At 41.1% G+C, this 21233-nt stretch carries 20 protein-coding genes, 1 pseudogene, 1 CRISPR repeat array and 1 riboswitch; of the genes and pseudogenes, 12 read left to right on the top strand and 9 right to left on the bottom strand.

Annotated elements, in window-relative coordinates; translation table 11 throughout:
- Positions 1-28: 28 nt before the first annotated feature.
- Positions 29-670, bottom strand: coding sequence for a type I restriction endonuclease (locus V7K41_RS18790; protein ID WP_334850539.1), 642 nt, complete (start codon positions 668-670; stop codon positions 29-31).
- Positions 671-883: 213 nt separating this feature from the next.
- Between V7K41_RS18790 and V7K41_RS18785 the strand changes: the two genes are divergently transcribed.
- From V7K41_RS18785 to V7K41_RS18770, 4 genes are all read left to right on the top strand, one after another.
- On the top strand, positions 884-1900 hold the full coding sequence (locus V7K41_RS18785; RefSeq protein WP_334850536.1) for a YihY/virulence factor BrkB family protein: 1017 nt from the start codon (positions 884-886) through the stop codon (positions 1898-1900).
- 186 nt (positions 1901-2086) lie between these two features.
- On the top strand, positions 2087-2638 hold the full coding sequence (locus V7K41_RS18780) for a DUF421 domain-containing protein (protein ID WP_334850602.1): 552 nt from the start codon (positions 2087-2089) through the stop codon (positions 2636-2638).
- 40 nt (positions 2639-2678) lie between these two features.
- Entirely contained in the window at positions 2679-3974 is a 1296-nt protein-coding gene (gene purB, locus V7K41_RS18775) for an adenylosuccinate lyase (RefSeq protein WP_334850532.1), read from the top strand.
- 316 nt (positions 3975-4290) lie between these two features.
- A complete protein-coding gene (locus tag V7K41_RS18770; RefSeq protein ID WP_334850531.1) occupies positions 4291-4842 on the top strand; it encodes a DUF4126 domain-containing protein in 552 nt (183 codons plus the stop codon).
- A 171-nt stretch (positions 4843-5013) separates the two neighbouring features.
- Here the strand turns inward: V7K41_RS18770 and hemH are convergent, their stop codons facing one another.
- Positions 5014-6180, bottom strand: a complete 1167-nt coding sequence (gene hemH, locus V7K41_RS18765) for a ferrochelatase (RefSeq protein WP_334850529.1) — start codon at positions 6178-6180, stop codon at positions 5014-5016.
- Between the two features lie 93 nt (positions 6181-6273).
- Between hemH and V7K41_RS18760 the strand changes: the two genes are divergently transcribed.
- From V7K41_RS18760 to V7K41_RS18745, 4 genes are all read left to right on the top strand, one after another.
- Positions 6274-6897 (top strand): class I SAM-dependent methyltransferase, encoded by a 624-nt coding sequence (locus V7K41_RS18760; RefSeq protein ID WP_334850527.1) that lies wholly within the window; start codon positions 6274-6276, stop codon positions 6895-6897.
- A gap of 103 nt (positions 6898-7000) precedes the next feature.
- A complete protein-coding gene (locus V7K41_RS18755; protein WP_334850525.1) occupies positions 7001-7519 on the top strand; it encodes a DUF29 family protein in 519 nt (172 codons plus the stop codon).
- A gap of 4 nt (positions 7520-7523) precedes the next feature.
- The gene (locus V7K41_RS18750) at positions 7524-8045 is read left to right on the top strand and encodes a hypothetical protein (protein WP_334850523.1); all 522 of its coding nucleotides are present in this window, start codon (positions 7524-7526) and stop codon (positions 8043-8045) included.
- A 4-nt stretch (positions 8046-8049) separates the two neighbouring features.
- Positions 8050-8571: a hypothetical protein gene (locus V7K41_RS18745; protein WP_334850521.1), complete on the top strand. Its 522-nt coding sequence runs from the start codon at positions 8050-8052 to the stop codon at positions 8569-8571.
- Between the two features lie 73 nt (positions 8572-8644).
- Positions 8645-9622: direct repeats of the CRISPR family, unit length 37 nt; unit sequence GTTTCAATCCCTAATAGGGATTTTGATGAATTGCAAT.
- A gap of 72 nt (positions 9623-9694) precedes the next feature.
- Here V7K41_RS18745 and V7K41_RS18740 read toward each other — a convergent pair.
- Positions 9695-9832 (bottom strand): hypothetical protein, encoded by a 138-nt coding sequence (locus tag V7K41_RS18740; protein ID WP_334850520.1) that lies wholly within the window; start codon positions 9830-9832, stop codon positions 9695-9697.
- A gap of 97 nt (positions 9833-9929) precedes the next feature.
- Here V7K41_RS18740 and V7K41_RS18735 point away from each other — a divergent pair, with 97 nt between their 5' ends.
- A complete protein-coding gene (locus tag V7K41_RS18735; protein ID WP_334850600.1) occupies positions 9930-10760 on the top strand; it encodes a dienelactone hydrolase family protein in 831 nt (276 codons plus the stop codon).
- 12 nt (positions 10761-10772) lie between these two features.
- Here V7K41_RS18735 and V7K41_RS18730 read toward each other — a convergent pair whose 3' ends face one another.
- From V7K41_RS18730 to V7K41_RS18715, 4 genes are all read right to left on the bottom strand, one after another.
- Positions 10773-11714, bottom strand: coding sequence for an extracellular catalytic domain type 1 short-chain-length polyhydroxyalkanoate depolymerase (locus tag V7K41_RS18730; protein ID WP_334850519.1), 942 nt, complete (start codon positions 11712-11714; stop codon positions 10773-10775).
- A 118-nt stretch (positions 11715-11832) separates the two neighbouring features.
- Complete coding sequence (locus V7K41_RS18725; protein ID WP_334850518.1) at positions 11833-12075, bottom strand: hypothetical protein; 243 nt, start codon at positions 12073-12075, stop codon at positions 11833-11835.
- Between the two features lie 578 nt (positions 12076-12653).
- The gene (locus V7K41_RS18720; protein ID WP_334850517.1) at positions 12654-12932 is read right to left on the bottom strand and encodes a hypothetical protein; all 279 of its coding nucleotides are present in this window, start codon (positions 12930-12932) and stop codon (positions 12654-12656) included.
- Between the two features lie 569 nt (positions 12933-13501).
- The gene (locus V7K41_RS18715; RefSeq protein ID WP_334850516.1) at positions 13502-16615 is read right to left on the bottom strand and encodes an MFS transporter; all 3114 of its coding nucleotides are present in this window, start codon (positions 16613-16615) and stop codon (positions 13502-13504) included.
- Positions 16616-17362: 747 nt separating this feature from the next.
- Here V7K41_RS18715 and V7K41_RS18710 point away from each other — a divergent pair.
- Positions 17363-17575 carry a high light inducible protein gene (locus V7K41_RS18710; protein WP_334850514.1) on the top strand — a complete coding sequence of 71 codons (213 nt, stop codon included), beginning with the start codon at positions 17363-17365 and terminating at the stop codon, positions 17573-17575.
- A 43-nt stretch (positions 17576-17618) separates the two neighbouring features.
- Entirely contained in the window at positions 17619-17831 is a 213-nt protein-coding gene (locus V7K41_RS18705) for a high light inducible protein (protein WP_334850513.1), read from the top strand.
- Between the two features lie 234 nt (positions 17832-18065).
- Here V7K41_RS18705 and V7K41_RS18700 read toward each other — a convergent pair whose 3' ends face one another.
- A complete protein-coding gene (locus V7K41_RS18700) occupies positions 18066-18686 on the bottom strand; it encodes a universal stress protein (protein ID WP_334850598.1) in 621 nt (206 codons plus the stop codon).
- Positions 18687-18885: 199 nt separating this feature from the next.
- Positions 18886-19138: riboswitch (cyclic di-AMP (ydaO/yuaA leader) on the bottom strand.
- A gap of 37 nt (positions 19139-19175) precedes the next feature.
- Positions 19176-19757: pseudogene (locus V7K41_RS18695) on the bottom strand (ATP-binding cassette domain-containing protein); the annotation flags it as partial.
- Between the two features lie 257 nt (positions 19758-20014).
- On the opposite strand from V7K41_RS18695, the gene V7K41_RS18690 reads away from it, so the two are divergent.
- Positions 20015-21205, top strand: coding sequence for a sensor histidine kinase (locus V7K41_RS18690; protein ID WP_334850511.1), 1191 nt, complete (start codon positions 20015-20017; stop codon positions 21203-21205).
- Positions 21206-21233: the final 28 nt, after the last annotated feature.

The following is a 21233-nucleotide window of genomic DNA, read 5'->3' as shown; positions in this document are numbered from 1 at the left end:
GCTATTTTTAGGTAATTTCAAATAACCTTTAAGATGTAGGAGAAATTAACTGACCAATACGCTTGAGAATTTGCAAAACCGCGTACAGTTCTTTCGTTGATGCAAATGGAGCAAAGATTCTTGACAAATCGTACTCTGGTGTATTGGTTTGCGTCACTTTGACAAATAAAATATCGTCTCCATTCGTCACCATCCCAAACACAGGTTTACTGGGGTTGGGGTTAGCCATCATATAAGCTAGAGCTTGCGGTACAGCCGACCAAACTGAGAGTGTGGTTTTTTTCGACTCCAATACCATCACCCACAATTGATCTTGTAACACTAAAACATCAATCCGTCCGCGCAGTATCTCCTCGCCATCATCTAACATTAGTTCCACGGATGATTCAGCCTTAATTCTGAAAGGAGGATCGTAAAATCCAGAGAGTGCAAGTATTGGTGACACCAACAACAATATGACTGTCCCTTCTAGTAAATCACCTCCAGCACGGTGATAAAGATACCTGCGGCGCACGACATCCACAGAGGCTTTTTCCGCTTCCGTAATTTCAGACAATCCCTCATACCACTCTGGGAAAAATTGCTCGTTTTCAACACGGACAAAACCAAATCGATTTTCTGCATCCTCAAGAGTGGTAATCGCTTCTGTAATTGCTGCGGTCTGTGTCATTGCTTCTAGGTAAAAATTGCTTTGCGATCCGATCAACATTAGCGGATCTTTATTATCACCAATTGGCGCGTTCGCATTGTCATGTGATTATAAAATTCTAAATTCCTCCCCAAGGACGCTTCACAAACACCCTTGGGAGGATGTCGCAACTTAGGAAATCAGTATCCAATATATCATGGACTAAGCAACATCCCCTACAAGGAGATTGATTGGATGAATTTGCAAGAAATTTGGAAGTTATTACAAGAGACATTCAAAGAATGGAGTGATGATAAAGCCTCACGGTTAGCGGCAGCATTAGCTTATTACACAATTTTTTCCATTGCACCGTTGCTAATTATTGTAATTGCGATCGCAGGTGCAGTATTTGGAGAGGAAGCGGCAAGAGGTCAAATTGTCGGACAAATTCAAGGTTTAGTCGGAATAGATGGCGCAAAGTTTCTCGAAACAGCGATCAAAAATGCTAACCAACCAAAGACAGGAGCGATCGCTTCGGTCATTAGTGTCGTAGTTCTGCTAGTGGGTGCTACAGGCTTATTTACTGAGTTGCAAGATGCCATGAATACCATTTGGGAAGTTAAACCCAAACCTGGACGTGGCATAAATAACATGATTCGCCTCCGCTTTTTGTCCTTTGCAATGGTGATCGGGATTGGCTTTTTACTTTTAGTTTCTCTAGTAATTAGTACGATATTAGCAACATTAGTAACATACTTTAGTAATTTGTTACCAGGTTTCGATTTCATCTGGCAGATTGCCAATACTATTATCTCTTTTGCAATAACTACAGTGCTATTCGGACTAATTTTTAAAGTTTTGCCAGATGTCAAAATTGCATGGAGTGATGTTTTAGTTGGAGCTGCTCTTACCTCAGTTTTGTTCTCTATTGGGAGATTTTTATTAGGACAATATTTAGGTAATGGCAGTTTTGGATCAGCCTATGGTGCTGCTGGCTCACTGGTGGTGATTTTAGCTTGGGTTAATTATGCCGCACAAATTCTTTTCTTCGGTGCAGAATTTACTCAAGTTTATTCTCGAAGGCATGGAAGCGGCATAATTCCAACTAAAAATGCTGTACATATATCTGATAACACAGACTATAATGGCAAGGCTCCAAGAGAACAAGCATCGACTGATAAAAAGCCATCTTCTCGCTTTATTAATCGCTTCTTTCAGTATTTTAGAAAGCCCAAACGCTTAAAGCAGAGAAGAAAAAATCAGCGCTTTTAATCCTTGATTACTGGAGATTTATCTTTGTAAATCTGATAGATATTGAAGTATCTAATATCCAGTCTAGGTAATTGCTTATTCTTGCCACAGTTGATGAGTAAAGTATTCAGCAATTATGAATTATGACTCCTTTTTATACTGGACTTTTTCCAGAATTCTATTGAAAAAGGAAGAAAATCAGTGCTAATGGAAAAATGGTTTTTTATCAATTGGCAAGCAATTTTTATTCCTAGCATCAGCATCTTTGAGTTGATTATCCGCGGGTCGCTAGTCTACTTAGCGTTGTTCTCAGTGCTACGCCTGCTTCCTAGCCGACAATTAGGAACATTAGGAATTACCGATTTACTTGTAGTAGTACTATTTGCGGAAGCTGCTCAAAATGCTATGGCAAGTAATTACACATCAATTACTGAAGGCGCTATCCTCGTAGGAACAGTGATTTTTTGGAGTTACTTGCTGAACTGGTTGGGTTACAAACTTCCCCAGTTCCAACGTTTCCTGAATCCGCCACCGCTGCTATTGGTAAAAAACGGTCGGATGATTGAGCGCCATCTGCAACGAGAGTTAATTACAGATGATGAATTGATGAGCAAGTTACGTCAGCAAGGTGTGGAATTTTTAGCTGATGTGAAGTTCGCATATATGGAGGCTGACGGCAGGATTAGTATTATCACGTCGGATTCAAAAACTGCTTCCGTCTCTGAGCAAAAAGTAGCGTCAAAAAGCGATCTACATTAATTAAACTGTAAAATATGACGGTTGTATTCTGTGCCGAACTGTGATTGAGCGTTATACTTTGCCCGAAATGGCTAATCTGTGGAGTGAAGCCTATAAACTAAAAACTTGGCTGCAAGTCGAAATTGCTGTTTGTGAGGCTCAAGCTGAACTTGGTTACATTCCATCTGAAGCCGTTGAGGAAATTAAGGCTAAGGCAGATTTTGATCCAAAGCGGGTACTGGAAATTGAGGCTGTAGTCCGCCACGATGTCATTGCTTTCTTGACAAATGTCAATGAATATGTAGGCGATGCCGGACGCTACATTCACCTGGGTTTAACGAGTTCGGATGTCTTGGATACAGCTTTAGCACTGCAATTAGTTGCCAGTTTGGATATATTATTGCAACGTCTAGAAGATTTGATTCAAGTAATTCGCCAAAAAGCACGGGAACATCGTCATACAGTGATGGCTGGACGATCGCATGGTATTCACGCTGAACCGATTACTTTCGGTTTTAAGCTAGCTGGTTGGTTAGCAGAAGTATTGCGACACCAAGAACGCCTGAGAATACTCCGTCAAACGATCGCTGTGGGTAAAATCTCTGGTGCGGTAGGAACTTATGCCAATATTGAACCGCGCGTAGAAGCGATCGCTTGTCAAAAACTCGGACTCGAACCCGATACGGCCTCAACCCAAGTTATTTCCCGCGATCGCCACGCCGACTACGTGCAACAATTAGCTTTGGTAGCAGCAACCATTGAGCGCTTTGCTGTAGAAATTCGCAATCTCCAAAAAACAGACGTTTTGGAAGTTGAAGAATTCTTCGCCAAAGGTCAAAAAGGCTCCTCAGCAATGCCACACAAGCGTAACCCCATCCGTTCGGAACGACTGACAGGAATGGCACGACTCGTCAGAAGTCATGCCGGTGCAGCTTTAGAAAACATTGCTTTATGGCATGAGCGAGACATTTCTCACAGTTCTGTAGAACGGGTAATTTTGCCAGATGCTTGTACTTTGACCCACTTTATGTTGTCAGAAATAACCGATTTGGTCAAAAACTTGTTGGTCTATCCTGAGAACATGAAACGCAATCTCAACTGTTACGGTGGCGTTGTGTTCAGCCAAAAAGTGTTACTGGCTTTGATAGACAAGGGAAGCAGCCGAGAAGAGGCTTATGCGATCGTTCAAGAAAGCGCTCACGCCGCTTGGAATCAGCCAGAAGGAAACTTCCAAGACTTGATTAGCAAAGATCCGCGTGTTACTCAAAGATTGTCTTCAGCAGAACTAGAGGTTTGTTTCGACCCCCAGCAACATCTGCGGCATTTAGAAGAAGTTTACCAACGATTAGGTATTTAGGATTAATTTGCTTGTATTAGGCGTTTAAGCGCTTACTACAAGCAAATTACCCCAAAAATACGCAGACATCATCAAAAAAGATATACAGCGAATTTAAAGTTAGTGAGGTAGCAAGCTAAGTCTTAAAGCCAGGTATAAAGCCTGTTTTACTTCTGTTAGCGCCGCAGGGCGCAGTCCATTCTGACTCTTGAATTCTGTTGTATAAAGATACCAACAACATTTAATATTGCAATCTGTTTAATGCTCGAATTATTGCCAGCACTGGGTAGTATACATAACAAATACTTACTTATTTATTAATATTACGAGTGCTTTGATGATTGAAATCCTAGCCACACTTTCTGCCTCTGCGGCAGCAGGAATGAGAATAGGTATACCTTTGCTAATTATTGGATTATTGCAAGGTAGCAACTTGTGGTCACAAGTCCCAATTCTATCTCACATTTCTCCACCAATATTATTATGTTGCCTCACCAGTTGGTCATTAATTGAATTATTAGCCTCAAAAAAGCTCTGGGGGCAAAGACTGCTCCAAGTGTTTCAGTTATTCATGTCTCCCCTTGTAGGCGCAATTATGGGGTTAGGAGTAGCTACAGCAACAGCAACCCCAAACTGGCTGATTGCCATAATTGGAGGTTTATTAGCTGTGGTACTCCAGCTCGTCCAAATTGGTTGGTTCTATCGGTTACGTGGCTTACCGTTGTGGGCAGTTTTCCTTCAAGATACCTTGTGCATTGCTCTAGTACTATTTGCCTTTGATGCACCCTGGCAAGGAGGAGTAATTGCTTTAATACTGCTCTGGTTTGCAGTTCGTAGTGCTAAACAGTGGTATGACTGGTATCACAAAGAGAGAAGGCATGGGGCATAGGGCATGGGGCATGGGGCATGGGGGACTAGGGACAAGGAGATAAGTCTGAAGATCGGGCTTCTTTAGATGGCGTAGCCATCCCCAACAGGGTACAGAACTTCTCCTAACAAAGACGCGCAAGGGACGGGAGTACAAGGGAAGAGTTTTCCAATGCCCAATCCCCAATGCCCTTTACTGCAAAAGCCCAATCATGTGCAAGAAGCCGTGACCGGTAATCAACTCTACGATTAAGGCAATAAAACCCAGCATCGCAATCCGACCATTCCATACTTCAGCACTAGTTGTCAGACCCCATTCCCAACGCTCTTGAGGGTACATCTTTACCATTTTTTTCATTTGGGCAGCTTGCGAAAGCTTGAAACTGGGGTTTCTCAACGCATCAATCACTAATTCAGCTAGTGCATTAATAAATACTGGATGGGTATTGGGAGCCGGTACGCGGCGGAAGTTGTGAATTCCTGATTCTTCGGCTACTTCTCGATACTCAATATCAATTTCTTGTAGTGTCTCGATATGCTCTGAGACAAAACTAATTGGCACGACAACCAAATCTTTCACGCCTTGTGCGCCTAGTTCTTTGAGGGCATCTTCAGTATAGGGTTGGAGCCATTCTACTGGCCCGACACGACTTTGGTAAGCTAAGGTGTGGGTATTGGGTCGATTGAGAGTCTGCATAATCAATGCAGTACATTCTTCAATTTCCATCTGGTAAGGGTCGCCAGCTTCTTCAACGTAGCTTTTCGGAACGCCGTGGGCGCTGAAGAATATATGAACATCATCCGGGTTAGGGAATTGCTCAAGTTCCTGGGTTATGAGTTGTGCTATTGCTTGAAGATAGCCTGGTTGTTTGTACCAAGAAGGAATGACGGTGTAATCAATAGGTTGAAGTTTTGGATCTTCTTGCCAAAGCTTTTCTAAAAGCCGGAAGCTGGAACCACTGGTACTGATAGAAAACTGGGGATATAGTGGTAATATTACCAGGTGTTCTACCTTATCTTGGGTAATTTGTGCGATCGCCTCTTCTGTATAGGGATGCCAATAACGCATTCCCACATAAATATTAACTTCTTGCCCTAAAAAACCTAACTGTTCTTTTAGAGCTTCCCCTTGCGCTTCTGTAATCCGCCGTAGTGGGGAACCACCACCGATTTGCTTATAGTTTCCTTCTGATGTTCTGGTTCGCCGCGTGGCAATAAACCAGGCTAGGGGCTTTTGCAACCAGCGAAATGGTAGGCGAATAATTTCCGGATCGGAAAACAGGTTGTACAAAAATGGCCCGACATCTTCTAGCTTATCAGGCCCACCGAGATTGAGTAATAAGACGCCTACACGACCCATAGCAGTTACTTTCCCCCAATCTTTTCAGGTTTTTTACTAATGTTAACAATATATCTTTATTAAATATAAAGCTTAATAGCAAGGAAATATGCAATGGCAACAATTTTAAGGGATTGGAGTTACCGTTATCAGTGGTTATATGATGGGATCTCTCGTTTAGCAGCCTTAAGTGTAGGTGGTGAAGCCCGTTTTCGGCAACTTGCTTTGCAAGGCTTAACAATTCACTCAGATTCTCAGGTTTTAGATTTATGTTGTGGTAGTGGGCAAACGACGGAGTTTTTAGTAAAAACTTCACAAAACGTAACAGGATTGGATGCTTCACCTAAGTCTTTGCAACGGGCGCGGCTAAATGTACCCGAAGCTTCATACATAGAAGCTTTTGCCGAGAAGATGCCATTTGCAGATAATTTGTTTGATGTGGTGCATACCAGCGTTGCATTACACGAGATGCAGCCTCAGCAATTACGAAAAATTATTAATGAAGTTTATCGGGTGTTGAAGCCAGGAGGAGTTTTTACGCTGGTGGATTTTCACGCTCCGACAAATCCGATATTTTGGCCTGGGGTATCGGTGTTTTTGTTATTGTTTGAGACAGAAACAGCTTGGGAATTGCTGAAAACTGATTTAGTTGAGTTGTTAGCTAAGACTGGATTTAAAGCGAGTAAGTCAACTTTATATGCAGGTGGTAGTTTGCAGGTGATACAAGCGAATAAGTAAATAATACTACTTTATGAATAGCAGGATATCTTACCTGCTATTCATAAACTATAGGTGATTGTTATATTGAAATTAGCATAATGAAATTTTGAGGTTAATAAAAATGACACAAGAATTAATAGACCTCAGAACTTGTATTCAGGAAGGACGTTACGCAGATGCCTTGGCAATTGTAGATGAATTAGAAGGCATGAGTAAACAAGCTATCCTGCGGAATATCCAAGCTTATTTAAGGATTCTGCTGATTCATTTGATTAAGAACCAACTAGAGCAGCGATTAACAAACTCTTGGGTTGCTTCTATTCGTAATTCACTTATAGAAATTAAAAAACTCAATATCAAAGATAATAAAAAATCTTATTATATCAATTTAAACGAATGGGATATTTGTATTGAAGATGAAATAGAAGTAGCAGTGCGTGATGCCAGTGTAGAAGTTTTGAATGGAATTTACAATGAATTCCAACTAGCTGAAATGGTAGATAGAAACCAGATAATTCAGACTGCTTTGAAGTTTTTAGCGCTAACTTATTCTTATTCAGTTAAAGAGTTACCCGCAATTGTGGCTGAAACTTTAACTCAGCTAATCGGTGGAGAAGATTGGAAAGCAGGTAGGCGGTGAAAAAATGACACAGGAATTGATAGACCTCAAAAATAGTATTTTGGAAGGACGTTATGCCGATGCCTTGGCAATTGTTGATGAATTAGAAGGCATGAGTAAACAAGCTATTCTGCGAAATATCCAAGCTTATTTAAACATTCTGCTGATTCATTTAATTAAAAACCAAGTAGAACAACGATTAACTGGTTCATGGGCCAATTCTATTCGTAACTCTATCCGAGAAATTAAAAAGCTGAATATTAAAGATAATAAAGCATCTTACTATATTAATTTAGATGAGTGGGAAAATTTGATAGAAGAGGAAATTATTGAGGATGCGATCGCTGATGCTAGTGAGGAAGTAATGAATGGGGCATATAATCAATTTCAACTGGCTGAAATGGTGGATAGAAACCAGCTAATTCAGACTGCTTTGAAGTTTTTGGCGCTAACTTATTCTTATTCAGTTAAAGAGTTACCCGCAATTGTGGCTGAAACTTTAACTCAGCTAATCGGTGGAGAAGATTGGAAAGCAGGTAGGCGGTGAAAAAATGACACAGGAATTGATAGACCTCAAAAATAGTATTTTGGAAGGACGTTATGCCGATGCCTTGGCAATTGTTGATGAATTAGAAGGCATGAGTAAACAAGCTATTCTGCGAAATATCCAAGCTTATTTAAACATTCTGCTGATTCATTTAATTAAAAACCAAGTAGAACAACGATTAACTGGTTCATGGGCCAATTCTATTCGTAACTCTATCCGAGAAATTAAAAAGCTGAATATTAAAGATAATAAAGCATCTTACTATATTAATTTAGATGAGTGGGAAAATTTGATAGAAGAGGAAATTATTGAGGATGCGATCGCTGATGCTAGTGAGGAAGTAATGGATGGGAAGTTTACTCGTTCTCAGTTGTCAGCAATGCTAAATAAAAGCCAGATTTTAACTACAGCTACTAGTTTACTGACTTTAACATATACTTATTCACCAAAGGAATTACCTGCGATTATGGATGATTATCTCAGTCAGTTAGCTGGTGGAGAAGATTGGATAAATCGGGAAAAATAAGGCGATCGCTCTTTGTCTAATATTAATACTAAGTTTTATATCTGAGGTTTCCCCAGACCCCACTGCCACTCTTGTTTCAATCCCTAATAGGGATTTTGATGAATTGCAATAGGCATTTTGTAAAGGAAGAAGTAAGTAGGAAGTTTCAATCCCTAATAGGGATTTTGATGAATTGCAATTACACGGGAACCTACATTCGCTTCACTCCCCCCACGTTGTTTCAATCCCTAATAGGGATTTTGATGAATTGCAATGTAAAGAAACAATATAATACATTTGTGTTCCCTCGTTTCAATCCCTAATAGGGATTTTGATGAATTGCAATTGAAGGTTTGGGCTTAAGCCGCCGCGAATTTGGTGTTTCAATCCCTAATAGGGATTTTGATGAATTGCAATTACATCTAAGCTAATAGTAGCGGCTGCAAAAAGTTTCAATCCCTAATAGGGATTTTGATGAATTGCAATATTGATTCAAGCTTACAAAGGAGATTAATTTGAAGTTTCAATCCCTAATAGGGATTTTGATGAATTGCAATGCATAAATTCTTCCCAATGAGTAGGGGCACAGCTATATGTTTCAATCCCTAATAGGGATTTTGATGAATTGCAATATTGTCTGTTTTTGGGGTCGTTGAGGTACGAGCTTGTTTCAATCCCTAATAGGGATTTTGATGAATTGCAATGATATTAACTGCGCTGACATTCCAATTTAGTGTAGTTTCAATCCCTAATAGGGATTTTGATGAATTGCAATATTCCTCTTTTAACGCTTCAAGTTCTTGGATCTTTGTTTCAATCCCTAATAGGGATTTTGATGAATTGCAATTCAATTTCGGCGTGAGCTAGAGAAAGTAAAGCAAGATGTGTTTCAATCCCTAATAGGGATTTTGATGAATTGCAATTGCCTTGACACAGGCATCTTGGGAAAGAGGCAATGCTCAGTTTCAATCCCTAATAGGGATTTTGATGAATTGCAATTCACAATATCCCAAAGGCGGACTACAAGGATATTGGGTTTCAATCCCTAATAGGGATTTTGATGAATTGCAATGGCGGGAGCCTGAAAATCAAGCTATATTTAGTTTTCAAGGTGCGGTTGCGCGACTCTAGAGCAATCATAGCATTAGAGAATTCCTTTGGGAAGAGTGTCGGGAAAGGTTGAAGGCTGAAACTCAATTTTTGTAAGCATTTCAGAGATTGCGCGGATGAATGTTAGGCGATTAGTAGGGTGAAATGCTTGCTGCTGTTGAGATAGAAGCACTTTTTTTCGGGTGTGAAATTTGTACACCTACCCCTTTGCGCATTTGACCATACAATAACCTAAATATAAGGGAACTTAGTAATTCAACGTAGAGATGATGAAAGAACTAACGCGCCGCAAATTTATTGCAACAGCGACAGTGGCGACGGGTTTTGCCCTCGCAGTACAACCCATTTCTGCCGGAGTCATCACTACTGATGCCAAGGGGTTAGTCGCTGGTGCGGTGAAAATTCCCGTCAAGGATGGCGAAATTCCTGCCTATAGAGCAGCACCAGCTACTGGTAACAATTTCCCCATTGTCTTGGTAATCCAGGAAATCTTTGGTGTACACGAGCATATTCAGGATATCACTCGTCGCTTTGCTCGGTTGGGATATTTAGCGATCGCACCCGAATTATTTATCCGTCAAGGCGATGTCTCAAAGTTAAGCAACATAGACGAAATTCGTCCAATTGTCGCCAAAGTGCCAGATACCCAGGTGTTATCCGATCTCGATGCCACAGTAGAGTGGGCAAAGAAGTCAGCTAAGGGTAATGGCAAGAAATTGGGAATTACAGGTTTCTGTTGGGGCGGCCGCATTATCTGGTTATATGCAGCACATAATCCCCAAGTGAAGGCTGGTGTAGCTTGGTATGGGCGACTCGTGGGCGATGCTACCGAACTTCAGCCCAAGTATCCCGTCGATATTGCATCAAAACTGACAGTCCCCATTCTCGGACTCTATGGTGGGAAGGATACAGGTATTTCTCTTGATACAGTAGAGCAGATGCGCGATCGCTTACAGTCCAGTAGCAGCAAATCTGAAATCATCATCTACCCCAATGCACCCCACGCATTTTTTGCCGATTATCGCCCCTCCTACCGTGAGAAAGAAGCTCAGGATGGTTGGAAACGCCTCTTGGCATGGTTTAAGCAAAATGGTGTTTAAAAAATTAGCTACTCATGAACTGTGACGTTCAAAAAAGTTCCAAATTGTTTCACTGGCGTTCAGCCCCAGCTTGGCATTAAATTTGTTTAGGCTCTCGTCAGTTGAAGAACCACCAGGCCAGAAATGTCCACCGTTTACTACCGCTAGCTGCCAGACTTCGGAGTTGTCATTACAACCTGTGTAGATAGCGGTTTTCACTTTATCTTTAGAAAACTCTGGAGATTGATTCGATGAGGTACATCGATCGTGCGATCGCCAAAAATCTACCATGTCTGAGATCGAAACCAACGCTCCTCGTTGAGTGTGGTCATCACCATCATAAAGGACATCGCGATCGTTTGTACCGTTGATCGTTAACATCGATATGGAAGTTTGAGGTTGGCAATTAGGTTTGAGTCTAACCGGGAGCGAACCTGCTACTGATGCAAAACCGGCAATTTTATCAGGTAACTTACAAGCCAGTGCTTGAGTAAGTATCCCACCTCTAGAAAAACCGGTGGCATAAACTTTATGACTATCAATATTGAGTTGCTGCTGAAGATGATTAATCAAAGCACTGACAAACAAAACATCATCTACTTTTCCTTGGGTGTTACCTCTAAGGCTCCATTTTTGGTCAATTCCATCTGGATAAACAGCAATAAATCCTTTTTGATCTGCTAATTCATTGAAGCGAGTCACATTACTGATAGACCGACCATTACCATCATCTCCATGAAATACCAAAACTAATGGCATCGGGCGGTCTAGATTATAAGATTTTGGGGTATAAAAATAGTAGGTACGTAACTTTCCTTGATCGTATAGTTCTCCATAATTATCACCAATCAAGATTTTTTCTTTAGTTATACTGTTTTCTTCAGCCTGAATGGAATCGCAGGCTGTTACTAAACTAATTCCTAATATAAAGATTAAAAGTTTTTTAACAAGCTGAGAATTCTGATATATATTCATGTTGATTAAGTTGACTGATGTCAGCTACTTGTATTTACTTCAAAATCTTATTCAACAACAAATTTTTACCTAACATAGGCTAACAACTCTAGTTGAGTTGTTAGCCTCTATTTAGATATTAAACTCTTACATTTACATAACGAGCAGGAACTCTAACCTTAACCCACCTGTTACCGCGTCGTACTGTTTCCCAATGTGCAGGAATTAACTTTCGTTGAAATCGGGCAACACCAGGTCTATGCACAATAGCAGCTCTATGAACATTGGGTCTAACAATGATTTCTGCTGCTGATGCTTGTGACGGCAAGGAGGAAATTGCAAATGGGAGAGCAAGTAATGTACCTAATAGAATACGTTTCATATTCAAATCTCCATCAATTAATTTTCTTGAGTTTTATACAGCATTTATCAATAATTTGTGAACAGATATTCTTACCCATTAACTTTACAGTAAGTTTTGTTACACGACTTAATTAATTTGCTGTATTGCTCTCAGTTTAAAATGCTGAATAATAAAACACAGTGTAATAAAGTCATAATTTCAGTATGACTTTATTCACATTTTGAATTTTGGACAAAAAAAGAAGTTTCTAAACTTCCTTTTTTTATATAGCGGTTCTCGGTTGAGTGAGGTACACCCGTAGGGGCACGGCACTGCCCATTGGTGTCAACTTAACGCTAAACCCGCTTGGTGAAGACATTTTGCCCTCACCCCCAGCCCCTCTCCCAAGAGAGAGGGGAGCTAGACATTCAATTCCCCTTCTCCCTTGGGAGAAGGGGTTAGGGGATGAGGGCGTGAGGGATTTACAAAACGCCTGTCTGATATAGTTTTCGGCTTAAGTTGACACGTAGGGGCACGGCAGTGCCCCTACACTTCGCGATTAATCTTGTACCGCATCTGAATGGGAACCGTTATAGTATTATTTATTACTCAACTATTTATGAGTACTGAAGCTGGTATGCAATAAGACCAATCAATACGGCAAGACCTAGCGCTCTGCGAAAATAATTAACGCCTTGAAATAGTTCCAGCCAAGCCCAAGTAAACAAGGCGCCATTTGCCAGAATGTCTAATAATGTATTAATTTTACCAGTTGTAAAAACTAGAGTTAGTAAACTAGCTACTATCCAAAGAATAAGTGGTGGGTTTGGCATTTCGCCCAGAACAATTTTGCCATTGCTGTCACGGAAGGTTTTATCAATTAATGTATTTTCCATTGTTTGAAATTGCTACTTAGGTAAGAATTACTAACTTGCAAAAATTACAGGGTTATTTATTGATAACAGGCTGAAATTTGATTGCAAGATATTTAATAACATTAAAACATTAAAGCAAATCTATTTTCAACTATCTAATTGCTGAGATGAGAGTGGTAAATGATATTCATATATGACTATATTGAAAGGCATATTTACATGAAATCTGCTAAATATGACGTGTAGGCGTAACCAGGTGTAGGCATAGTTAGCTTTAAAAATCGTGTTTCCAGTCTTGATGTTAAAGAGTTTTTAAGCACTATTACTTATTAACAAATAGTTGATGACCTTAACCTGTCATATCATGTCCGCTTGATTAGTTATTATTCCGGGCATCTATGCAAAAATCTTAAAACCCTCTTTCATCTTTCACCCTGCTCCCTGCTCCCTGCCCCCTGCTCCCTGCCCCCTGCACTCTTAATGATAAGTCTTTTACCGAACATGATATCAAGGATGCCCTACTCGTAAGTCTGCAAAACATAGAAAAGCCCCCCATACCGGGAGGCTTAAAAGTTAGCGGAGATAACTTGTTAAACTACAGCGATCGCTCCTCCTAATGCAGAGAAAATGGCGGAGACGAATGCTGTGGCAAACAGCCACCACGCTGCTGTAGCGGCGGCTTTGCGGGTTTCTTCTGCTTGCCGCTGTGCTTGATGCTTCACCTGTTCTAGGCGACGTTGGGCTTCGTGCTGTAGGCGTTCTGCACGTTGCAATACTGTGTTGCGTGCCCGTTCGATTTGGTCTACGATCCGGTTGGCATCTTCCTCAGAGATATCCTCACGAGAACTCATAATTGCCACTAGGGTATCACGGTCAAAGGAGGACAAGCGATCGCGCAGGGCATCGAAACCCGCCTGGGGATCGTCAAAAACTGTGCGAATATCGCGCTTAATACTATCATAGTTAAGTTCTGGGCGATCCAAGGAGTTGAGATAGTTACGAATGCGGGCAAAAACCCCATCAATTGCATCTTGAATGCCGCGTTGGATGCTCCGCACTTGTTCGACAAATTGATCTCTTACGGACACTATATTATCGGCAATTCGCGCCGCTTCTTCATCAGAAATATCTTCCCGAATTTTCAGCAGGGCGATGATGGTAGAACGGTCAAACTGTCCAAGGCGATCGCCAAAACTTTCTACGCCGACTCGCGGATCGTGCAACAATAATTGCAAGTCGCGTTTGATACCTTCTGGGTTGAGTTCTTCTTTACCAGTTTGGCGCAGATACTCTTCCAAATAACCTTTGAATGATTCTACTCTTTGCTGGGTGCGGCTAGCTAGGCGACGAGGCGCACGTACAAAGTTACGAATCGAATTTTGGGTGGAATCAATGATTTCATTGACTTGTTCTTCACTCAAGTCTTGGCGTTGACTGAGCAATTTCACCAGTGTATCCCGATCTACCTGCGACAACCGACGGCGCAGTGCAACGGCTCCCTCTTTGGGATTTTCAAATAATCTGGTCAAATCTCGTTGAATACCTTCTGGATTCAGTTCTTGTTTGCCAGTATTTCGGAGATAATCTGCGATCGTTGTCGTCACAGAGTCGTATTGCTCTTTAGCTTTATCGACTACAACTTGGGGTGTGTGGCGAATACTGTACCATGACTCTTCAGTAGTATTGATGATTTGATTAACTTGATCTTCACTCAAATCTTCCCGCTGACTCAACAATTGCACTAAGGTATCGCGGTCAAAGCGAGACAAGCGTGCCCGAATTGAGCTAATTCCAGCTTGAGGATCTTCTAGTAGCTTTTTGAAGTCGGCGCGAATGCCATCAGGATTCAGTTCTGATTTGCCTGTGTTACGCAGATATGATTCTACATTTAGCCACAGGGTTTCTGCTTGATATTGTGCCTGTTCTGCTAGTCCTTTGGATTCTACCAAGACGCGATCGCGTTGTTTTTCCAACTCATCGACAATGCTATCTACTTCATATAACTGGACATCATTACGTTGTAGCAATATCTGCCGAATTTCTTGGCGGTCAAGGTGCGCTAGTCGCAATGTCAGGGTTTCATAATCTGTCTCTGAGTCTTCCAACAGTGGTTTAAAATTCTGCTCAATGCCTTCGGCTGTCAAATCTGCCTTCGGAGTAACGAGCAGATAACTTTCTACTGCGCGTTGCAAGTCTTGGACTATATCTCTTTCTTCAATAGCTCTTACTGTTACCAACACTTCTTGGCGGACAGTTTCTAGCTGATTTGCAATGCGCTGAATTTGACCTTGGGTAAGCAATCCCCGTTGTTGCAAAATTTTGACGAAATCATTACGGGATAGTCGTTCTAGTTCCCTGCGGACGATTCCAGGGTCAGCTGCTGGGTCGTAGATGACATCATGAAATTCCTGGGCAATTCTTTCTGAACTCAGTTGCCAAGCATAAGTATTGTACAGGTAGTTTTCGACATCAGCCCGAATTGGACTATAGGGTTGTGATGGTGTTGGCAAGCCTAACTTATCTGCTTGTTCGGTGACTTTATCTTTAGCGTTAGTGAGACTACCCAAGATTTTTTCTACATCCAAATCAGACAAATCTGTGCGTCCCAACACAATGGCGCTTAAGGCAGAGAGTCCTTGCTGGAGTGTACTTTGAATTGGCCCGCTAGCTGGCTTTTGGTCAGATTCTTTGGAATCACGCTTTTCTGCTAATAACCGATCTAGCTTGGTGTTGAGTTCATCTGTTTTGCTTTGTCCTGCTGGAAGTGATTTCAGATAATCCATTAACTCACCCAAACGGTCTTCGGTGGGTGGTTGTTGACTTACAACTTGCTGCCAAACTTTATACAAAGTATCAGCAATGCGGCTAACGTCTTTTTTAGAAAGATCGGTGCGGCTGCTGACTAACTCGATAAACTTTTGGCGGTCGATGTTGCGGATATCTGGAGTCCCGGCGATCGCTTTTAATTGCGGATCGTTGAGTAAATTTTCAAAATCACTCCGAATCTTTGACACATCTAGCTCTGGAGGACGGATCTTTTCTAAATAATCTTCTATGTTTTCCCGGATACTCACGGGGTCGATGGCGCTTCCTAGTTCTCGACGAACGGCGGCGGCGGCGGCTTCAGCCGTGGCTACCACTTGGCTATTCACAGCTTTAGCGCCTAGTGCGGCGGTAGCAGTGCCCATAATCGCCTGAAACCCAGATGTTGCCGTATTCACAACTGAGCCAATTAAGGAGCCTACGGTGGTGGAACTTACCCAAACTAGGAGCAAAAAGTAAGCACCCCAAATCACCAACCCGAGAATCGCTCCCAATCCTCGGTCTGAGATGACAAGGCTCAATTTTACTGCCAGGTAAGAAGCGATTAATAAGGCGACCGTCACAGTGAGTAATGTCCAAATCCCTACTGCTGTGCCGATTTTGCGAATGCTGCCGCCCAAACTTCCGACTTCTCCATTATCTGAATCCGAATCAGATGAGTGCCCCAGGTAGGAAATACCGGCTGCAAGGGAGAGATTAGTTAGAACTAATTGGAAAGCAAAGGCAAGAATCACGCCGGAGATTAAAGCCACAAAAAAGCGCGGCCCAGAAATGAGAACCGATGCTTGTTCTGGTGTGACGTTTGAGCGTTCTAATGGAACCTGTGCTAACCACAATAGTGGTTTATGGAGTCCCACCATGATTTCCGTACTTTGGAACATTGGATTTCCTTCTACTAAGTTTAAATTTGGGGGGATTAAGAATTTCTTGAGAAGTAACTCTTAGTATTTATTATGTTTGTACCTATGGCAATACCTAACTTGTTAGATCAGAATCGTAGAATTTAGCTATTTAAAGCATCTCTCCAAAGGCTTAAACTTTCATACAGCGAAAGATATAACTTTTAATATCGCTTGATGAAAAAATTAATCAAATCGGTACTTGTGATTAATTATTTACCGCTACTTTTTAATTTTATTAGCTTAATTTATAGCGAACAATTCTGTCGAAATACTCGTTTACTTGCCAATACTTTACATTTTGTTACAAATTTATTTTTTATTACCCTCTCAAGATGGATTTGTTTACAATAATACGTTTTTGATAATCGTCCATAAGAAGTGCTTGTGGTTTGTACCTACAGGCAGAAATCAGTCTAGCTATTAATAGCTACATTAAAGTTAACAAACAAATAGTTGAAGGCAAAAAGATGGCAAATTGTTCTTAAAAACAGAGATTTGCCAAGGAATTACAACAGAATATAATAACTGCGATCGCAATTATTTTCTGTCTGTTTGCATAGACTCTTTAATTGTAAATGTGGAACAGTGAGTTTGTAATTGTTGGGTTTTGCTTTTTGCCTATTTAGTTTGGGACTTAGCTTGTTATGGCATTCTGCGCGATGTTTTACATCTGATTGGCTACTAGAAATTAAACACCTAAAAAACTACCAAATATTGGAGTAAAAAATGGCAACTCAAGAAACTCGGCCTTCTACTGATTTACCACCTGTTGCACCAGAATACAACGGCATAGATCGTAACGCTTTTCTGTTTGGCTGGACTCCTCAAGCCGAAATTTGGAATGGACGCTTGGCAGCTATTGGCTTTCTTGCCTATTTGCTTTGGGATTTAGCAGGTTATAGCGTTTTACGCGACGTACTGCGCCTAATTGGCTATTAAAGACTAAACATTTGAAAATCTACTGAATATTGGAGAAAAAACAATGCAATCTAAAGAAACTCGTTCTTCTACCGATTTACCACCTGTTGCTAAAGCTTACAACGGCATAGATCGTAATACATTTCTGTTTGGCTGGACTCCTCAAGCCGAAATTTGGAATGGTCGCTTGGCAGCTATTGGCTTTCTTGCATATTTTCTGTGGGATTTAGCAGGTTATAGTGTTCTGCGTGACGTATTGCGAGTAATTGGCTACTAGTAAGTAGTCGGACAGAATTAATTACACAACGTCATTGCGAATAAAGAGAAGCAATCGCAAAGCCTTGCGATTGCTTCTCTTCGAGAGACTCTGTGAACGCTTCATTTGCTGACGTTCGCAATAACTGTAAATATTTTTGTCAACTTAGTTAAACTGGTTGTATTGTAGCTAAAAAAGCCACCTAGTTTTAGGTGACTTATCTATGATTAAAATTACTGGAATTTCAAACAGCGATTATTCATCAATACAACTGGGAATACCCAAAACGGCACAGGGGAAATTAGAACCTAAAGCCTCAATCATCGGATGATTAACAGAGTTGCAACCTAGAAACAGAATATCGGCAGCTTCTGATTCAATAACTTTGTTAAGTTCTGTGGAAATGGAGCCAAACCGCAGATGAGATTTGAAGGAACCTTGCCATTCTTCAGCTAGACTTCGAGCTTGCCAGAGAATTATATCTGCTTGTTGCAGGGGAGTTACCACTGTCTGTAATTTGGGTTGAGTTAATACCTGTGTGACAGACTTTGATACTTCACTGACTTGACATTCCAATGAAGGCTGTTGTTGTGGAAAGCTTAAGATATTTGGATACTGACTGCCTGGATTATTTTCTACCACATAAACGGCTTGAACTGTAACTTGTGCATTAGTGGCTAAACGTGTTTGATGGGCAATCCAAAAGGCAATATCTAATGCCGTATGACTGTTAGGAGATGCGTTATAGGCAACAATTAGATTAACTGCTTTTGAGATTTCAGGGTTTTTTGAAAAAGGTTTTTTTGGTTCTGGCAGCAGTACCATTTGTTCAATTAAATCATCTCGACCTGTGGCACTTTGCAGACGTGCTAACATTGGCTTGATTTGCACAGCTTTACTTCTCCTAATGAAATGAATTAGCAATGAGAAGCAGGGCAACCAATTTGAGATTTTGGACTTCGGCTACGCTCAGTCGAAGGATTTTGGATTTTAGATTGAGTGACGATAACCAAAATCTCAAATCTTAAATCAGTTAAGGAAACCCCAATAATAACTGTATTACAGCCAAAGTCTTGGGGGTTCCTTCCATTGCCTACGGAGTTAGCTGACGGGCTAAGACTGGAAGGTGTCTCTCTTTTAGGAGTGCTGTTAGCTCTCTTCTCTACGAGAGGCTGCGCCAACGGGGCGTTTAGCCCGTGTTGAGTGCTGAGTGTTGAGTGTTGAGTTAAAGATTAATTATTCTTCACTTTTTACTCTTAAATTGCCGCTCTCTGCAAGATTAGCCCCAAACATTGGTTCCTCCGTTCCAAATTCAGCTTTCATGAATTTGAATTAGGCTACCCACTAAAAAAATGATAATCTAATTTACTCATCTTGGGTAAAATATCGATCGAGGAAATTTAAGGCATGGTTGCGGAGTTCAAAATACTCTTTTGAGTTTCGCATGGCGGCGCGAGCCTCTTTCAAAGGAGCTTCTCCTGACGGAGACGCTTTGCGAACGCTAACGCGCGGACGCTCAAAAGGAACTTCTAAAATTTCCCCGATACTAGCAGCTGGGCCATTGGTCATCAAGACGATGCGATCGGACATATAAATAGCTTCGTCTACATCGTGGGTAATCATCATCACTGCTTGACGATTATTTTCCCAAAGATCCAATACCTGCTGCTCTAATTTGCCACGAGTTAGTGCATCTAGCGCCCCAAAAGGTTCATCCATCAGCAACATTTTGGGACGAATTGCTAAGGCTCTGGCAATACCTACTCGTTGTTTCATACCTCCAGAAATTTCATCGGGATATTTGTCAGCCGCCGCCGTCAAGTTTACCATTGCCAAGTGTTGATTTACAATGCTGATTTTTTCGGAGCGATTAGCATTTTTTAACACTTCATCTACGGCTAAACGGATATTTTCTCGCACTGTTAACCAAGGTAACAGCGAATAGTTCGCACAGTGAGCTAAATAATGTTAAGTCAAGTCACAAGGCTGTTAACTGCTAGACTTATATTGATAAAATCAAGATATATATTATACTTCTTGATTTTGATGTACGGGTATTAATGCTAATCAACAACCGAATCCTGTAAAATATATTTCTTTTGGTAGATGAAAGATATTACTAATTGTGGTATAGCACCACTTTAGTCGCTAAACTATTTGGATATGGAAGTTTACTCATCTATCTTCTAGATGAATTTAACATAATGGATTTTAGTCAAGTACTGGCTGAAAAAACGGATACCATCCTTGATAAGTGGATTTTAGCAGTTCGTAAGGATAGACGGATTGAAAGTGCAGATGACTTATCTTATACAGCGGTAAAAGATCACATTCCTGATGTTTTGAAAGCTATGGTGACAGTGCTTTCAAAATCTCAAGAGAATGATATTCAATCAATGGTTACTGCCAGTTTTCAGCATGGAGCGATTCGAGCCGAACAAGGTTTTGATCCAGCAGAAATTGCCAGAGAATATCATCTGCTGCGAACAGTAATATTTGATGTTCTACAACCAGATTTATTAAAGGGAATCCCGTCAGAGATAATTCGTTCTATGCGTTTGATTGACGCTATTGTAGACGAAGCGATCGCTCGATGTTTCAAGAGTTATGTTGAGGAACGCTTACGGGAATTACAGAAGTTGCAAGCATCACTAACGCTCCATAATGATGAACTCACGCGGCTAATTAGCGCTAATCAAGAGTATCTTTCCCAACTAGCCCACGAATTGAAACATCCCCTAACTTCCATTATTGGTTATTCGGATCTGTTTTTACGCCAACAACGCCGAAAGACTGGTATCAAAGACAGCTTTAGCAATTTAGAACATATTGAGCGGGTACTACGCAATGGTAGACAGTTACTCCATCTAATTAATGATGTACTAGAACTTTCGCGCTATGAGGCAGGGCAGATAAAACTCCAATCAGCACCTACCGATGTGCGTGAATTAATCGATAGTGTGTGTGAAATGTTGCAACCTTTAGCTATGGGAAAAAATTTACAAATCGTAGTCGATTGCGATCGCATTCCCGAAAAATTAATTACAGATTCTTTTCAGTTGCAACAAATTATTACAAATCTTATTAGTAATGCGATTCGTTATACAGAGTTGGGGACTGTGATTATCATGTGTCAGGTGTTGGAGAACCAGAGATGGGTGCTCGCAGTTTCTGACACTGGAGTTGGCATTGCGCCTGAAAACCAAGCCCAGATATTTGAACCCTACTTTCGCGTGAGTTATAGCGATCGTCCCTATCTTCCTGATAGTACCGGATTGGGATTAGCGATCGTCTCGCGTTTAGTAAAACTATTGCAAGGTCAAATTAACCTAGCCTCGCAGGTAGGCGTTGGTTCTACTTTTACCGTAATTTTTCCCTTAGAAGTGGGATTTTAAAAGCGACTGGAAGTCCCGGCTTAGGGAT

It is taken from the genome of Nostoc sp., from assembly GCF_036917415.1.
In the GTDB taxonomy this organism is placed as follows: domain Bacteria; phylum Cyanobacteriota; class Cyanobacteriia; order Cyanobacteriales; family Nostocaceae; genus Nostoc.
Note: the sequence above shows the minus strand (reverse complement) of the source record. Positions and strands in the feature narration are given on the sequence as shown.

Bases quoted from the DNA above. Each gene is read 5' to 3' on its own strand.
- V7K41_RS18790 (WP_334850539.1), bottom strand. From the start codon at position 670: ATGACACAGACCGCAGCAATTACAGAAGCGATTACCACTCTTGAGGAT.
- V7K41_RS18785 (WP_334850536.1), top strand. From the start codon at position 884: ATGAATTTGCAAGAAATTTGGAAGTTATTACAAGAGACATTCAAAGAA.
- V7K41_RS18780 (WP_334850602.1), top strand. From the start codon at position 2,087: ATGGAAAAATGGTTTTTTATCAATTGGCAAGCAATTTTTATTCCTAGC.
- V7K41_RS18770 (WP_334850531.1), top strand. From the start codon at position 4,291: ATGATTGAAATCCTAGCCACACTTTCTGCCTCTGCGGCAGCAGGAATG.
- hemH (WP_334850529.1), bottom strand. From the start codon at position 6,180: ATGGGTCGTGTAGGCGTCTTATTACTCAATCTCGGTGGGCCTGATAAG.
- V7K41_RS18760 (WP_334850527.1), top strand. From the start codon at position 6,274: ATGGCAACAATTTTAAGGGATTGGAGTTACCGTTATCAGTGGTTATAT.
- V7K41_RS18755 (WP_334850525.1), top strand. From the start codon at position 7,001: ATGACACAAGAATTAATAGACCTCAGAACTTGTATTCAGGAAGGACGT.
- V7K41_RS18750 (WP_334850523.1), top strand. From the start codon at position 7,524: ATGACACAGGAATTGATAGACCTCAAAAATAGTATTTTGGAAGGACGT.
- V7K41_RS18745 (WP_334850521.1), top strand. From the start codon at position 8,050: ATGACACAGGAATTGATAGACCTCAAAAATAGTATTTTGGAAGGACGT.
- V7K41_RS18735 (WP_334850600.1), top strand. From the start codon at position 9,930: ATGAAAGAACTAACGCGCCGCAAATTTATTGCAACAGCGACAGTGGCG.
- V7K41_RS18730 (WP_334850519.1), bottom strand. From the start codon at position 11,714: ATGAATATATATCAGAATTCTCAGCTTGTTAAAAAACTTTTAATCTTT.
- V7K41_RS18725 (WP_334850518.1), bottom strand. From the start codon at position 12,075: ATGAAACGTATTCTATTAGGTACATTACTTGCTCTCCCATTTGCAATT.
- V7K41_RS18720 (WP_334850517.1), bottom strand. From the start codon at position 12,932: ATGGAAAATACATTAATTGATAAAACCTTCCGTGACAGCAATGGCAAA.
- V7K41_RS18715 (WP_334850516.1), bottom strand. From the start codon at position 16,615: ATGTTCCAAAGTACGGAAATCATGGTGGGACTCCATAAACCACTATTG.
- V7K41_RS18710 (WP_334850514.1), top strand. From the start codon at position 17,363: ATGGCAACTCAAGAAACTCGGCCTTCTACTGATTTACCACCTGTTGCA.
- V7K41_RS18705 (WP_334850513.1), top strand. From the start codon at position 17,619: ATGCAATCTAAAGAAACTCGTTCTTCTACCGATTTACCACCTGTTGCT.
- V7K41_RS18700 (WP_334850598.1), bottom strand. From the start codon at position 18,686: ATGTTAGCACGTCTGCAAAGTGCCACAGGTCGAGATGATTTAATTGAA.
- V7K41_RS18690 (WP_334850511.1), top strand. From the start codon at position 20,015: ATGGATTTTAGTCAAGTACTGGCTGAAAAAACGGATACCATCCTTGAT.